Genomic DNA, 12,876 nt, shown 5'->3' on the forward strand with positions numbered 1-12,876 from the left:
ATAATTGTTAAACCCTTAAATACATTAATTATGAATGATAACTCAAAAGTTGTAGTTGCGCTTTTAGCAGGATTAGCTGCTGGTGCGGCGCTAGGAATTTTATTCGCACCAGATAAAGGTGATGAAACCCGCGATAAATTAAGCCAGTCTCTAAAAGACCTCGGCGATTCTATCAAAGATAAAGCTGCTGATGAAATTAACAACCTTGCCAGCTTAAAGGATAAAGTGGTAAGCTCCATCAAAACGAAATTAAGAAGCGTAGAAGAAGAATATAGTGACGACGTAGAGCACGCGTAATAAATAAATATTGCATAGCCGGGCAAAGCCCGGTTAAATATCAATCTGAATTATGCAGGAAAATAAAGATAAAAGCATTGAAGATCTTGTAGACGATGCCAAAGGGTTTTTAGAGGCCAGGGTTGAGTATACAAGACTTTACCTGGTAGAAAAAGTCTCTAAAGTTTTTGCCGATTTAGTAACCAGTACGGTAGTTATTGTTTGTTTTATATTGGCCTTTTTATTTGGCTCGGTAACTTTGGCGCTTTATCTGTCTGATCTTTTGGGTAGCTATGCCGGAGGCTTTGGTTGCGTTTCCTTGTTCTATATTCTATTGGCACTGGGTGTTTATTTAACTAAAGATAAGTATATCGAAAAGGCAATTATTAATGTAGCCATCAGAAGATACTTTGATAAACTTGCAGATAAGGAGGAAGATGAAAAGGTATAAAGACATCCGTAACCTAGAAGACCTGCAGGCTAGAAAATTAGAACTTAAGGTTGAGTACACCCTTAAGCAGAATATGCTTAAATCGGATACGAGAGCTTATTTTAAACAATTTACCTTAGGCGCGCTAATAAAGCGGTACGCTACACCAAGTAACCTGTTTAAAGCTGACGAAAAATTAAATATTAGTGGAACCGCCATGTCGTTGCTTTTGCCGATGTTTATGAATAAAACCCTATTTAGAGGTGCTGGTTTTTTAACCAAAGCGGCTGTAGGTCTGGTTTCAGGAAAAATCGGTAAATCGCTTGATGCGGAACATTTGTCGGCAATTTTTAATTCTGTGAAGAGCTGGTTGGGAAAAAAGAAAGAGAAAAAAGAAAAGAAATTTGTGGACTACGGCATCCCGCCCGATAGCGAAACTTACTAGTTAAATGGGTCATCAGTCATTTGTTCATTAGTGTGCAATTGCCAAAATGATATTAAATCGAAAGCCTCAGGATGCTAAATTCTGAGGCTTTCTTGATTAAAAACTCAGCCGTTGTAAGCCTTGTTTTATGACGATGCTATTTCTGCTCCCAGCCCAATGAACCAATGACCAGTGAACTAATGAACCTATAAATCTGTTTTAATCTTTAATTCTTTCAATTGCTTCTCGTCAATAGTGCTTGGACTATCGATCATTACATCTCTGCCTGAGTTATTTTTAGGGAAAGCAATCACATCACGGATTGAATCTAAACCTGCGAAAATTGAAGTTAAACGATCGAAACCAAAGGCAATACCGCCATGAGGTGGTGCGCCAAACTCGAAGGCATCCATTAAGAAACCAAATTGTTTTTGTGCTTCTTCTGCACTAAAACCTAAATGTTTGAACATTAAAGCCTGTAATGCTCTGTCGTGAATACGGATCGATCCGCCACCAACTTCAGTTCCGTTGATTACCATATCGTAAGCATTGGCACGTACGTTTTTAGGATCGGTATCCAATAAGGCAATATCTTCAGGTTTCGGCGAAGTGAAGGGGTGGTGCATGGCGTGGTAACGCTCTGTTTCCTCATCCCACTCCAACAATGGAAAATCCAATACCCATAGGGCAGAAAATGTGTTTTTATCGCGTAAACCTAAGCGGTTACCCATTTCTAAACGAAGCTCATTTAACTGTTTGCGCACTTTATCGGTAGAGCCAGCTAAAATCAATAATAAATCGCCTTTTTCTGTTTCAAAAACCTCGCTCCATTGTTTAAGGTCTTCTTCGTTGAAGAATTTATCTACTGAAGATTTAATGGTTCCATCTTCGTTATGACGCGCATAAATCAAACCTGTAGCACCAATCTGCGGGCGTTTGATAAAATCTGTTAATTCATCTAACTGCTTACGTGTATAGCCTGCTGCGCCTTTTGCATTGATACCTACTACCAATTCTGCATTATCAAAAACCGGGAAGCCCTTACCTTTTACCAAGTGGTTAAGCTCTACAAACTGCATCGCAAAACGGGTGTCAGGTTTATCAGAACCGTATAAACGCATCGCATCTGCATATTGCATACGCGGTACTTCCGGTAAGTCGTAATTGCGTACTTCTTTAAATAAAGTACGGATCAGACCTTCAAAAGTATTTAATATATCTTCTTGTTCGATGAAAGACATTTCGCAATCAATCTGGGTAAACTCAGGCTGACGGTCGGCTCTTAAATCTTCATCTCTAAAACATTTTACAATCTGGAAATAACGGTCGAAGCCCGAAACCATCAACAATTGTTTGAAGGTTTGCGGCGATTGAGGCAAAGCATAAAACTCGCCTTCGTTCATGCGGCTAGGCACCACGAAATCTCTTGCACCTTCTGGTGTAGATTTAATTAAAACAGGTGTTTCTACCTCGATAAAATCTAAAGCATCTAAATAACGGCGAACCGATTGTGCCATTTTATGACGCAAAACCAGGTTATTACGAACCGGATTACGGCGTAAATCTAAATAGCGGTATTTCATGCGCAACTCATCGCCACCATCAGTTTCGTCATCGATCATGAATGGAGGTAATTTTGCTGCATTTAAAATTTCCAAAGCAGAAATTTTAATCTCCACATCACCAGTTGCCATTTTTGGGTTTTTGTTGCTTCTTTCTACAACGGTACCAATTGCTTTAATTACAAATTCGCGGCCTAATGAACGTGCTGCTTCGCAAAGTTCACGATTATCGTCCATGTTAAAAACCAACTGAGTAATACCATAACGATCTCGGATGTCGATAAAAGTCATACCGCCTAAATCTCTTGATTTTTGTACCCAACCACATAGCGTAACACTTTCGCCTAAGTTATTTAGGTTTAATGCACCACAAGTTACTGTTCTTAACATATATTGTAATCTAAATTGAGCGGCAAAAATACCGATTTTGTTTTAAAGTTTAGCGTAGTAGATTTAAGGAAATTTTGTGCTTCCTAATTTGTTGTTTTAGACCACAAATACGCTAAGCACACAAAGAGAAATGATGGACACCCTTAGACCTTCTTAGGTGTCTGTTGTGATGTCGTCCCACCTATCTTCGTAAAATGTAATCCAATTAATTGCCTGATGCCATTCCTGAACAACATCAGGATTAATATTTGGAATTTCTGTATTATCTATTCTGGCTTGTTTTACTGCCCAATGTATTCTATAAATTAAATCAGAAGCATCAAGGATTTCGGTAGTATCCCTGATCACCGCTCCATTTATAAACTCTTCACTTGACTCCATATATCCGGGGATCAAATTGAATATTTCAGAAGCTTCATCAATAGGTAGCCCCAGATCATCTATTTTGTTTATTGACCATAGCAAAACCTTGATACATTCAACACGCCAGGAGAGATTCCTTGCTTCTTTCTCACTTAATGTCTCTTTATTAAAAAGAGCCTGCTCTCTTCTAGAAACATGGCCCCATAATTTTTCTGTTTTAAGATAAGCGATGATGTCCTGCTTATCATCGTCATTATGAATTGTTGTATATAAATAGGCAAGAATCAATATACGTTTAGCAATATCTGCCGCAGTTCTAATTACAGCTTCACGTTCCTCTTCTATTAGTGGCAAATATAGATTTATGGGGATGTTATTTTCCTTTAAAATTATTTCAGTTTGGTCCTTACGTTGTTGAGCGGTCATATTTTAATGATAATATAATTTAGAATTACATCCTAAATTTATGCTTTTGACTTTAATCTGCTTAAAGTTTCTTGTGAGATATTTAAATAAGAGGCAACCATTTTGTTCGGCATGCGCATGACCACGCCTGGATTTTGCGCAAGCAACTGGCGGTAACGCTCTGTGGCATCAAGCGTTATAAACGACATCAAGCGATTGGTATTGGTTACGTAGGCATATTCCAAATAATGGCGGTAAAGTTTCTCCCACTGGGGGATGATTTTAAGCAGATGATAGAAGTCCTTTTGCGAAATGTAATACAGGTCGGTATCTTCTATAGCCTGCACAAACTCCTTTGAAATTTCGTTGGTAATAAAACTGACCAAAGCCGTGGCGAACTGCTTTTCGAAAGCAAAATGCCTGGTAGCTTCAGTCCCACCTTCTGTTAGGAAAAAAATCCGTAAGCAGCCTTTGTCAACAAAATAAATGCGTTGACTCGTTTCGCCAGGGCTGATCATGAATTCGTTTTTCTTTACCTGCATCGCCTTGAAAAAAGACAATACCTGCGCCAGATCCTCATCACTGATGGTAATTTTTTCTCTGATATAACTGGAAAGCTGTTCGTGCATTTAATTTAGTCTTAACCAAATGTAATAATGTTTAGGCTTTAGACGTGATCTTTTCGGCCAGTTTCCGTGCGTTGGGAATAATGATAAAAGCCGCAAAATAGGCTACAGGTAACATAATACTCCATGCTTTTAAGAATTTGATAAACCAATCTTCGCCAAAACCATAGTTGCGCATTAACCCCACAAAGGCCATAATTAATGTCATAGGGATAACCACGAAAAGTGTGTTGATGTATTTGAAATGTTCTTTTTTCATTTTTTGATCTGTTTAATTTATAATGTTACAAAGGTGCAGCCATTAAAAATCTTAAACTTTGATGTAGGTCAAAAAGGAATGAGGCTAATTATTTAGGAGATGGTGTTTTTTGTATCAATATTCTTCTTTTAAAAATTATGAGAATTGCCATAAGGATTACAGCAATAATAAAGTAAACTTTCATATTGCTGATACTTTCACAAAGATTATCTCCCGAAATTACTGAAATACAGTCGCCAGCCTTGTCCGTTTCATATTTCAGGCTTACCATGGTATTTAGTATTCCATAAGGAAATAAGAAGATACCGGTTATTGCCATCATTAAAATGATGTAATATGCTATTCTTTTTAATTTCATGTTATTTGAAATTGATGCTTATCGTCTAAGCAGCTTTCGGCGTAATCAATAATCTCTTTTTCTGCCAAATTCTTTAATTCATTATTTATGGGTTTGTAATTTAGGCTGGGCGGGATATCGATTACGAAATAACCATCCTTAAATTTTTCGATTTTAACCCCTAAAGTTTCGAGCATGGTAATAATTTCATTTGTTGAATTTGCGCTGTCCATTAACACCACCTGGATAGTAGAATGGCCGGAATAAGCAATAGTTTCGCGATAGGTTAACATCCCTTCATCTTCATCATATTCTGCAAATACGAGGTCGTTATAGGCAAAGGGTGCATAAAAAGGAATGTTTTCGAGCTTATAATGGCCTTTTTCCTGATCTACAGTTTCGCACCACATGGTTTCTATTGTCCATTCCTCCAGGGCATCGCTATGAAAAGCAAAGAGGACTTTTACCAGTTTATCTTCAGTCATTAGTATTTCTCTTCTAGCACAATTTCAATAGCGATTACTTTCCATCCGCCTTTAATGTTTTTCCAATGGTAAATTTCCTCAGTTTGGATAGTTTGTTTTTTAGAAAAAATAAGCAAATTCGGCTTTAAAATGACTGATTTTCGGGCTATTTTTTCGGTAAAAACTTCGTTTTCAAAAGAAGATTTAATGCGGTAATAACTGGTATGGATTTCTTTAATATGACCAAAATACTCTTTTAAATCGATTGTATAATCGCGTTTATTAAGCGCTATACCTTCTGCAGGGGTATAAGTTAAGCTATCATCAAACATCGCAGTATAGGCAGTTACATCCTTACTTTCTAAAGCCTGATCTGCTTTTTTGTGTATCTCGTTTATTGCTGAAATGATCAAATCGGTTTCCATGGCATGAAGTTAATTGTTTGTATCAGGGATTTCAAATTTATGATGATTCTATAAATGATTTTCCACAATACCAAGGGTATAGAAGTAATCATTTCCTAATGTTTATAAAAGGCTTTTAGGTTTTGGAAATGAAAGGTTAGTATTCCATAGGTACTGTAGCCCCGCCATTCGCTTTACTTCGTTGCACTACGTGTTCGCTGCTGTCGGGTTTAGGTACAGCGGTTTGTTTTTCAAGCACTGGCCTAAGTGAAATAAACCCGATTGTCGGGAAGAGCTTCCGATCCTTCATCGGAACTCGTACCAGAAAGCGGTACTGAAATTGCAAAAAGCTCAGAGCTGCTCATTTCCCATTAATTATAAATGTTTTTTCTTTTTAGAAAATGAAAGGTTAGCATTTCATAGGTGCTGTAGCCCCGCCATTCGCTTTACTTCGTTGCACTACGTGTTCGCTGCTGTCGGGTTTAGTTAACAGCGGTTTGTTTTCCAGGCACCGGCCTAAGTGAAGTAAACCCGATTGCCAGGAAGAGCTTCTGATCCTTCATCGGAACTCGTACCAGAAAGCGGGACTGAAAATGCCAAAAGCACAGAACCGCTCATTTCCTAATATTATTCAAGACTTTTACATTTTGGAAACGAAAGGGCAGCATTTCATTGGGTGCTGTAGCCCCGCCATCCGCTTTACTTCGTTGCACTGCGTGTTCGCTGCTGTCGGGTTTAGGTACAGTGGTTTGCTTCTGGGCGCCAAACTTTGTTAAATAAACCTGATTGTCGGGAAGAGCTTCCGATCCTTCATCGGAACTCGTACCAAAAAGCGGGACTGAAAATGCCAAAAGCACAGAACCAACCGTTTCCTATTAAATATAAAACATTTTTTACCGGAATGAAGAAGTCATTTTGTGCTTTGCTCCTGAGCATAACAGTGCATTTAATTCTATCTTAATACTGTATTAACATATTTCTAAACTTTTTTTCTACCTTGATGCAACGTTTTAAAATCCCTTATGTCTTATAATCAGAATATTCGAAATTTTGGAAGCCGTATACATCGATAAGAACCTAGAGCTAGTAAAAAAATGCATGCAGGGCAGCCGCGCAGCACAGTTTGAATTGTACAAGCTGTATGCAAAGGCCATGTATAATGTGGCGCTGCGCATTTTAAATTACGAAGAAGAGGCAGAAGATGTTTTACAGGAAGCATTTTTAGATGCTTTTACCAGAATTGTAGATTTTAGGCAGGAAACCACTTTCGGACTTTGGTTAAAGCAGATCGTGATCAACAAATCCATCAATTATTTACGTAAACGTAAAATGGAGTTTGTAAGTACCGATGAGCTATCGGAAGTGCCTGATGAGGATAGTTTTGATGACAGTGAAGTACGGTTGCAAGCTGATGAAATTAGAACAGCCATTACCGAATTGCCAGATGGCTATAGAGTGGTATTGAGTTTATACCTTTTAGAGGGTTACGACCATGAGGAAATTGCACACATTTTAAAAATAAGTGAAAATACAAGCCGCACACAGTACATGAGGGCGAAAAAGAAGTTAAAAAGTATTTTAGAACAGAAAGGGATGAGAGATGAATAACAGATTAGAAACCTTTGTAAAGGAAAACCGTAAAGCTTTCGATGTAATGGAGCCATCGGCAGGACTTTGGGCAAAGATTGAACAAGAATTAGATAACAAGAAGAAAAAAAAGCCGGTAAAGCTGTATTTATGGATGAGTGCAGCAGCAGCTATCGTGGTGGTTTTCGGTTTAGCCTGGTTATACGTAGGAAAATTACAAAACAAAGATTTAGAAATAGCCGACGTTAGTGCTTCATATGCCAAAAAAGAAGTCCACTTCGCAGGTTTAATTACCGAAAAAAGAGATAGTTTGGCCATTTTCGCTTCCGCTAATCCAGAGTTGTATAAAAAATTTACTGCCGATCTGAAGAAGCTTGATGAAGATTACGAAAGATTAAAAGCAGAGCTGCCAACCTCGCCCAACCAAACTTTTGTGGTAAAGGCCATGGTTAAAAACCGCGAAATACAATTGCAGTTATTAAAACAACAATTATTAATTATTAACCAGGTTGACGATTACAAAAGGGTTAACCAGATTTAATTTAAGCGAAATTAACGCCTAAAAGCACAATAAATAGTAGTCAATCAGTCTTGATACCTGATTCAACATACTTTATACAAATTAGGGAACGCTCACCACATTAAATTGCTTATTGCCGGCCGGCAGGTTTTGAGCTATTAAATGTTTAACAATTAACAACATGAAAACAATAAAAATATTTTTAGCCTTTATGGCTTTAATCGCCGTAAAAACCAATGCGCAAGAAGTTGCGGTAAATAGTCCATCAGAGCAGGTAATTGTCGAAAGTGCAGCGAAATCTTCAACACTGGCGATGGTCGTAAATCACGTAAAACACAATCAAACAGGAAGCGATGCCGAACGTTCTAAATCTTTTAGCAAGAGTTTTAGTGTAGATAATAACGACAAAATTAATTTAAACAATCAATACGGATCGATGACCATTAAAACCTGGGATAAAAAAGAAGTACGTGTTGATGTAGATATTAAAGCTTATAGCAGTTCGGACAATGATGCGCAAAAACTGATTGATGGGATAAGTATTGATGCGAATAAAAACGGTGATGTAGTTACTTTCAGAACGAACATGGGCGATAGAAACGGGCGTTATGGCCGTGGGATGAAAAATGGAGTAACCACCTGGCGGAGGGAAGTGAAAGTAAATTATGTGGTGTATATGCCAGCAGTAAACCCATTAACGGTTTCACAAGAATATGGCAACGTAGAATTGGGTAATTTTTCTGGTCCAACTTCTTTAAAGGTAGAATATGGCAATCTGGTTGCTGGCAATTTAAGCAATGTAAATAACTACATCAATGTTCAATATGGTAAATGTGATATCCAGGATCTGAATGCTGCAGTGGTAAAACATGAATATAATGGCCCGGTAACCATTGGGGCTGTGGGTACTTTACAGCTTGATGCCGAGTATGTGGCGGTAAACATCAACACCATCAGGAGATCAGCCGATATTAAGGTAGAATATGGTAAAGGTTTAACCATCGGCACTATTGGCGGCAATCTACTTTTAAATGCAGAATATGCCAAAGTAAACATCAACACGGTTAAAGGAAATACGGTTGTTAAACAGGCTTATGGTGATTTAAATATTGCATCAGCTGGTAAAATTGCAGTAAATGCAGAATATTCTAACGTTACTTTGGGTGCGTTAAATGGTGATGCCAACATCAACATGGATTACAACCGCCTTAGCGTAAACGAAATTACTCCAGCTTGTAAAAACTTCAGCTTTGGTGGTGAATATGTAAGCGTTGGATTGGGCTTTGCCGACCGTTATAATGCCAATTTTAATGTTTCTACTTCGTATGCCGGCTTTAAATATGGCTCAAACGTAACATCAAACCTGGTAAGTAAAGATGATGAAATCAAAAAATATACTGGTAAAATTGGTAGTGGCGGTGCTGCAAACGTTTCCATTAAAACAGAATACGGTTCTGTTACCTTTAAATAAGATTTTCTAAACCAAACAAATCTTGAAGTCCTGCCATATTGGTAGGACTTTTTTTATATTTAGCGCTGATGAAAATTTACCTTATTCTCCTGTTTTCTGTTTTTTCTTTCACAGCATTGGCTCAAAATGTTCCTGTTAAATGGGCTACGCAGGAAACTTTTTTTGAAGATTTAATAGGTAAAGATTTACCTCCCTTTAACGGTTTAACCATCAATAAAAAACAACTTTCCAATACCGATTTAAAAAACGAGGTAGTGGTAATTAACTTCTGGTTCGAAAAATGCCCGCCTTGTATAGCCGAAATGCCAGAATTAAATAATCTGGTGGCTAAATATGGCAAAAAAGCTGTAAGGTTTATCGGGATTACCCATGATAGCCCCGCCAGTGCCAGGCGATTTCAGAAACGGAACGGTTACAAATACGAAATTGTATCGTTGAGCAAAGACGAGATCCGAAAACTGAATATTAATCACGGCTTTCCTTCAAATATTTTGGTGGGAAAAGATGGAAAGATTATTTATGCTACTGCTAATATTTCCTTTTCTGACCCACAGTTTAAAGCAAAATCGGTACTTTTTGAGGAGAAGTTAAAATTTGCATTAAACAATTAGTCAGAATATGTAAGGTTACAAATCGTGGGTTGAAGGGAGTGCAATATTCTAGAGCGGTCGTCATCTCGACTGAAGTGCAACGGAATGGAGAGATCTTTGCCCTCTTCGATATAAAAGTTCAAAGATTTCTCCACTACGGTCGAAATGACGGATTCCCTCAAGCTGTTAACAGCTTAGAGCACATATTCGTCATTAATCGGCTTAACTGGTTCCGGGATCTCGTCTTCTTCGAGCATCTGCAATAGATTAATCTCTATCGTTCTCGTAATCTGGTTAAGCGGAACACCTGCTGAATTGTTCTCGAAAGGATTAACCAGGCTCATTCCATTAATCTGTGTAGATACAAATACGAAACCTATTAACCAACCCAAAAATATGGCTGCAGGCCCTGCATCCTGACTGATTACCAAAGTAAATGTTACCACAAATAACCAGATAAATACTTTAGTAAGGTAGGAATAGGTAGTAGGAAATATGGTGTTTTTAATGCGTTCACTCATGCCCATAGAATCGGAAAATCGTGTAAGCATCTCATTGATCTCAATAAAACGGAAACCATCAATGGCATTGGCTTTTGATAATTTCTGTAAATCTCTTGATTGTATATTTAAAAGCGCATTATGCACATTGTTATGTTTTTTTATTTCATTTAAATCAGCTTCGGATAAATATTTGGTGTAAATTTCGTCTACCGTTCCCCTCAAACTTGCCTTTAAAGCATATAAAAACGCAATGTGCCTGCAAATCATCCGTTTTACGCTTTTCTCATCCTCATCAACATAATTAATCAATGCCCTTGCAAAAGAGCGGGAATCGTTTACCAAAGCACCCCATATTTTTCGGGCTTCCCACCACCTATCGTAAGCCTGGTTGTTGTTAAAACCGATAAAAAAGGCGATAGCAGTACCTAAAACCGTTGGAATAATGGATGGAATGGAAAAATGATGCGCAATTAAATACTCGCGTACAAAGTAAGCCGCAGTGCAGGAGGCAATCATGATCAGATCAACGTGCCACGTATTTCTTAAAATTCTACTTAACCTGATGTTTTGTATTAAAAGCATATAATCTGAATGGGAAATAAATTCGTTACGGATGAAAATACAAAACTAAAGCCAAAATGTTTGGCAATGTAACAAATTAAATGACAGACAGTACAGGTTGCCGATTGTCATGCAAATGTTTATCTTGGGAAACCAAATATTCTTATTTCTTATGAGCGACACTTTACCCAAGAACAATATTTTTAAAGTAATCGGCGCATCTTCTTTAGGTACGCTGATTGAATGGTACGATTTTTACATTTTTGGTAGCCTTGCAGTTATCATTGGCCATCAATTGTTTCCAGAAGATGCAGGGGCATCTGCCCTGATCAACACTTTGGCAATTTTCGCGGCAGGCTTTATCGTTCGTCCCTTTGGCGCATTGGTTTTTGGCAGGCTTGGCGATTTAATCGGCAGAAAATATACTTTTTTGCTCACGTTGGTGCTGATGGGTGGGTCGACATTTTTTATCGGCTTAATCCCATCCTACAAAAGCATTGGTTATGCCGCACCAATTTTGGTTTTAATACTAAGGCTGATTCAGGGATTAGCCCTTGGCGGAGAGTATGGTGGAGCTGCAACTTACGTTGCAGAACACGCACCTAAAGATAAACGGGGCTTTTTTACCAGCTGGATTCAAACTACAGCAACCTTAGGACTGTTCCTTTCATTAGGGATTATCGTAATCACGAAAAACATTTTAGGTGCCGAAACTTTTGGCGATTGGGGCTGGAGAATTCCTTTCCTGCTATCCATTGTGCTTGTTGTGGTGTCGATTTATATTCGCATGAAAATGCACGAATCGCCAATGTTTTCTAAATTGAAAGCTGAAGGAAATATTTCAAAAAACCCTTTAAAAGAAAGTTTTAACAACAAAGCGAATTTTAAAATGGTACTGCTGGCTTTATTTGGTGCTACCATGGGACAAGGGGTAATCTGGTATACAGGTCAATTTTATGCACAATCATTTTTAGAGAATACCTGTAGATTAGATTTTAACGACTCGAGGTATATTTTACTTTGGGGAATCGCTTTTGCCACGCCATTCTTTGTGGTTTTTGGTGCCTGGAGTGATAAGGTTGGCCGGAAATGGATTATGCTAAGCGGTATGCTTTTGGGTATTCTTTTCTATCGCCCAATCTATCAAATGTTTTTAGATGATACCGACTATACAAAAATTGAACAGACTGATATTTTATCTGCTAGCCCAGCTCCTGTAACATCTGTTTTAATTGCGAATTCAACTGATAGCTTGCGAACGGTTTCTACTAAAATAATGCTTAAAAATGGTGCATCCTTTAATAAGGTGCAAGCCGATACGGTTTCTGCAACCAAAGGGATTCTCTTAGGTAAAGAAGTAATAAAAGATAAAGTTTTGCCTACGCCAATATTCTGGAAATTTGTCGGTTTAATCTTCTTCCAGATTTTGCTGGTAACGATGGTTTATGGGCCAATTGCAGCATTCCTTGTCGAACTATTCCCTACTAAAATCAGGTACACCTCTATGTCGCTGCCTTATCATATCGGCAACGGTGTTTTTGGTGGGCTCGTACCATTTATTGCAACGCTGATTGCAAGCTTTTCTGGTTCTACACCATTATCAGGTCTGTGGTATCCGATAGGTATAGCGGCATTGAGCCTAGTTATTGGCACAATTTATTTATCGAATAAAAGAGACGAAAATATTAACGACTAGATACGAAG

At 38.1% G+C, this 12,876-nt stretch carries 16 protein-coding genes; 8 read left to right on the top strand and 8 right to left on the bottom strand.

Annotated elements, in window-relative coordinates:
• Positions 1–30 precede the first annotated feature (30 nt).
• Genes LQ227_RS22070 through LQ227_RS22080 form a run of 3 tightly spaced genes read left to right on the top strand, consistent with a single transcriptional unit; the run spans position 31 to position 1,151 of the window.
• Positions 31–297 carry a YtxH domain-containing protein gene (locus tag LQ227_RS22070; RefSeq protein ID WP_025142262.1) on the top strand — a complete coding sequence of 89 codons (267 nt, stop codon included), beginning with the start codon at positions 31–33 and terminating at the stop codon, positions 295–297.
• Positions 298–349: 52 nt separating this feature from the next.
• Positions 350–727: a phage holin family protein gene (locus tag LQ227_RS22075; protein ID WP_215165634.1), complete on the top strand. Its 378-nt coding sequence runs from the start codon at positions 350–352 to the stop codon at positions 725–727.
• A complete protein-coding gene (locus LQ227_RS22080; protein WP_230143240.1) occupies positions 714–1,151 on the top strand; it encodes a hypothetical protein in 438 nt (145 codons plus the stop codon). The genes LQ227_RS22075 and LQ227_RS22080 overlap by 14 nt, the downstream gene beginning before the upstream one ends.
• 185 nt (positions 1,152–1,336) lie before the next feature.
• On the opposite strand, the gene aspS is transcribed toward LQ227_RS22080, so the two are convergent.
• The 7 genes from aspS to LQ227_RS22115 form a co-directional block, all read right to left on the bottom strand.
• Entirely contained in the window at positions 1,337–3,082 is a 1,746-nt protein-coding gene (gene aspS / locus LQ227_RS22085) for an aspartate--tRNA ligase (protein WP_230143242.1), read from the bottom strand.
• 153 nt (positions 3,083–3,235) lie between these two features.
• Positions 3,236–3,871: a DUF4272 domain-containing protein gene (locus LQ227_RS22090; RefSeq protein ID WP_230143244.1), complete on the bottom strand. Its 636-nt coding sequence runs from the start codon at positions 3,869–3,871 to the stop codon at positions 3,236–3,238.
• A 38-nt stretch (positions 3,872–3,909) separates the two neighbouring features.
• The gene (locus LQ227_RS22095) at positions 3,910–4,479 is read right to left on the bottom strand and encodes a Crp/Fnr family transcriptional regulator (protein ID WP_230143247.1); all 570 of its coding nucleotides are present in this window, start codon (positions 4,477–4,479) and stop codon (positions 3,910–3,912) included.
• Positions 4,480–4,510: 31 nt separating this feature from the next.
• Positions 4,511–4,735 (bottom strand): DUF2798 domain-containing protein, encoded by a 225-nt coding sequence (locus LQ227_RS22100; protein ID WP_057930794.1) that lies wholly within the window; start codon positions 4,733–4,735, stop codon positions 4,511–4,513.
• A gap of 88 nt (positions 4,736–4,823) precedes the next feature.
• Positions 4,824–5,093, bottom strand: coding sequence for a hypothetical protein (locus tag LQ227_RS22105; RefSeq protein ID WP_230143249.1), 270 nt, complete (start codon positions 5,091–5,093; stop codon positions 4,824–4,826).
• Complete coding sequence (locus LQ227_RS22110) at positions 5,090–5,557, bottom strand: DUF4265 domain-containing protein (RefSeq protein WP_230143251.1); 468 nt, start codon at positions 5,555–5,557, stop codon at positions 5,090–5,092. Before LQ227_RS22110 ends, LQ227_RS22105 begins: the two co-directional genes overlap by 4 nt.
• Positions 5,557–5,961: a hypothetical protein gene (locus tag LQ227_RS22115; RefSeq protein WP_230143253.1), complete on the bottom strand. Its 405-nt coding sequence runs from the start codon at positions 5,959–5,961 to the stop codon at positions 5,557–5,559. The genes LQ227_RS22110 and LQ227_RS22115 overlap by 1 nt, the downstream gene beginning before the upstream one ends.
• A gap of 1,077 nt (positions 5,962–7,038) precedes the next feature.
• Between LQ227_RS22115 and LQ227_RS22120 the strand changes: the two genes are divergently transcribed.
• The 4 genes from LQ227_RS22120 to LQ227_RS22135 all read left to right on the top strand — a co-directional run bounded on the left by LQ227_RS22120 (position 7,039) and on the right by LQ227_RS22135 (position 10,129).
• Positions 7,039–7,548 carry an RNA polymerase sigma factor gene (locus LQ227_RS22120; RefSeq protein ID WP_051691810.1) on the top strand — a complete coding sequence of 170 codons (510 nt, stop codon included), beginning with the start codon at positions 7,039–7,041 and terminating at the stop codon, positions 7,546–7,548.
• Positions 7,541–8,068 (top strand): hypothetical protein, encoded by a 528-nt coding sequence (locus tag LQ227_RS22125; protein WP_230151142.1) that lies wholly within the window; start codon positions 7,541–7,543, stop codon positions 8,066–8,068. Before LQ227_RS22120 ends, LQ227_RS22125 begins: the two co-directional genes overlap by 8 nt.
• A gap of 160 nt (positions 8,069–8,228) precedes the next feature.
• Positions 8,229–9,518: a hypothetical protein gene (locus LQ227_RS22130; RefSeq protein ID WP_230151144.1), complete on the top strand. Its 1,290-nt coding sequence runs from the start codon at positions 8,229–8,231 to the stop codon at positions 9,516–9,518.
• Positions 9,519–9,586: 68 nt separating this feature from the next.
• Positions 9,587–10,129: a TlpA disulfide reductase family protein gene (locus LQ227_RS22135; RefSeq protein ID WP_230151146.1), complete on the top strand. Its 543-nt coding sequence runs from the start codon at positions 9,587–9,589 to the stop codon at positions 10,127–10,129.
• 173 nt (positions 10,130–10,302) lie between these two features.
• Here the strand turns inward: LQ227_RS22135 and LQ227_RS22140 are convergent, their stop codons facing one another.
• Positions 10,303–11,193 carry a bestrophin family protein gene (locus LQ227_RS22140; protein WP_230143261.1) on the bottom strand — a complete coding sequence of 297 codons (891 nt, stop codon included), beginning with the start codon at positions 11,191–11,193 and terminating at the stop codon, positions 10,303–10,305.
• 151 nt (positions 11,194–11,344) lie between these two features.
• On the opposite strand from LQ227_RS22140, the gene LQ227_RS22145 reads away from it, so the two are divergent.
• Entirely contained in the window at positions 11,345–12,868 is a 1,524-nt protein-coding gene (locus tag LQ227_RS22145) for an MFS transporter (protein ID WP_230151148.1), read from the top strand.
• The last annotated feature ends 8 nt before the right edge of the window (positions 12,869–12,876 follow it).

Source organism: Pedobacter sp. Bi27 (assembly GCF_918698255.1).
In the GTDB taxonomy this organism is placed as follows: domain Bacteria; phylum Bacteroidota; class Bacteroidia; order Sphingobacteriales; family Sphingobacteriaceae; genus Pedobacter.

What these genes read in the sequence shown, in the direction of transcription:
- LQ227_RS22110 (WP_230143251.1), bottom strand. Translation starts at nt 5,557, where the DNA reads ATGACTGAAGATAAACTGGTAAAAGTCCTCTTTGCTTTTCATAGCGAT.
- LQ227_RS22140 (WP_230143261.1), bottom strand. Translation starts at nt 11,193, where the DNA reads ATGCTTTTAATACAAAACATCAGGTTAAGTAGAATTTTAAGAAATACG.
- LQ227_RS22145 (WP_230151148.1), top strand. Translation starts at nt 11,345, where the DNA reads ATGAGCGACACTTTACCCAAGAACAATATTTTTAAAGTAATCGGCGCA.
- LQ227_RS22105 (WP_230143249.1), bottom strand. Translation starts at nt 5,093, where the DNA reads ATGAAATTAAAAAGAATAGCATATTACATCATTTTAATGATGGCAATA.
- LQ227_RS22100 (WP_057930794.1), bottom strand. Translation starts at nt 4,735, where the DNA reads ATGAAAAAAGAACATTTCAAATACATCAACACACTTTTCGTGGTTATC.
- LQ227_RS22075 (WP_215165634.1), top strand. Translation starts at nt 350, where the DNA reads ATGCAGGAAAATAAAGATAAAAGCATTGAAGATCTTGTAGACGATGCC.
- LQ227_RS22135 (WP_230151146.1), top strand. Translation starts at nt 9,587, where the DNA reads ATGAAAATTTACCTTATTCTCCTGTTTTCTGTTTTTTCTTTCACAGCA.
- LQ227_RS22095 (WP_230143247.1), bottom strand. Translation starts at nt 4,479, where the DNA reads ATGCACGAACAGCTTTCCAGTTATATCAGAGAAAAAATTACCATCAGT.
- aspS (WP_230143242.1), bottom strand. Translation starts at nt 3,082, where the DNA reads ATGTTAAGAACAGTAACTTGTGGTGCATTAAACCTAAATAACTTAGGC.
- LQ227_RS22130 (WP_230151144.1), top strand. Translation starts at nt 8,229, where the DNA reads ATGAAAACAATAAAAATATTTTTAGCCTTTATGGCTTTAATCGCCGTA.
- LQ227_RS22070 (WP_025142262.1), top strand. Translation starts at nt 31, where the DNA reads ATGAATGATAACTCAAAAGTTGTAGTTGCGCTTTTAGCAGGATTAGCT.
- LQ227_RS22120 (WP_051691810.1), top strand. Translation starts at nt 7,039, where the DNA reads ATGCAGGGCAGCCGCGCAGCACAGTTTGAATTGTACAAGCTGTATGCA.
- LQ227_RS22115 (WP_230143253.1), bottom strand. Translation starts at nt 5,961, where the DNA reads ATGGAAACCGATTTGATCATTTCAGCAATAAACGAGATACACAAAAAA.
- LQ227_RS22125 (WP_230151142.1), top strand. Translation starts at nt 7,541, where the DNA reads ATGAATAACAGATTAGAAACCTTTGTAAAGGAAAACCGTAAAGCTTTC.
- LQ227_RS22090 (WP_230143244.1), bottom strand. Translation starts at nt 3,871, where the DNA reads ATGACCGCTCAACAACGTAAGGACCAAACTGAAATAATTTTAAAGGAA.
- LQ227_RS22080 (WP_230143240.1), top strand. Translation starts at nt 714, where the DNA reads ATGAAAAGGTATAAAGACATCCGTAACCTAGAAGACCTGCAGGCTAGA.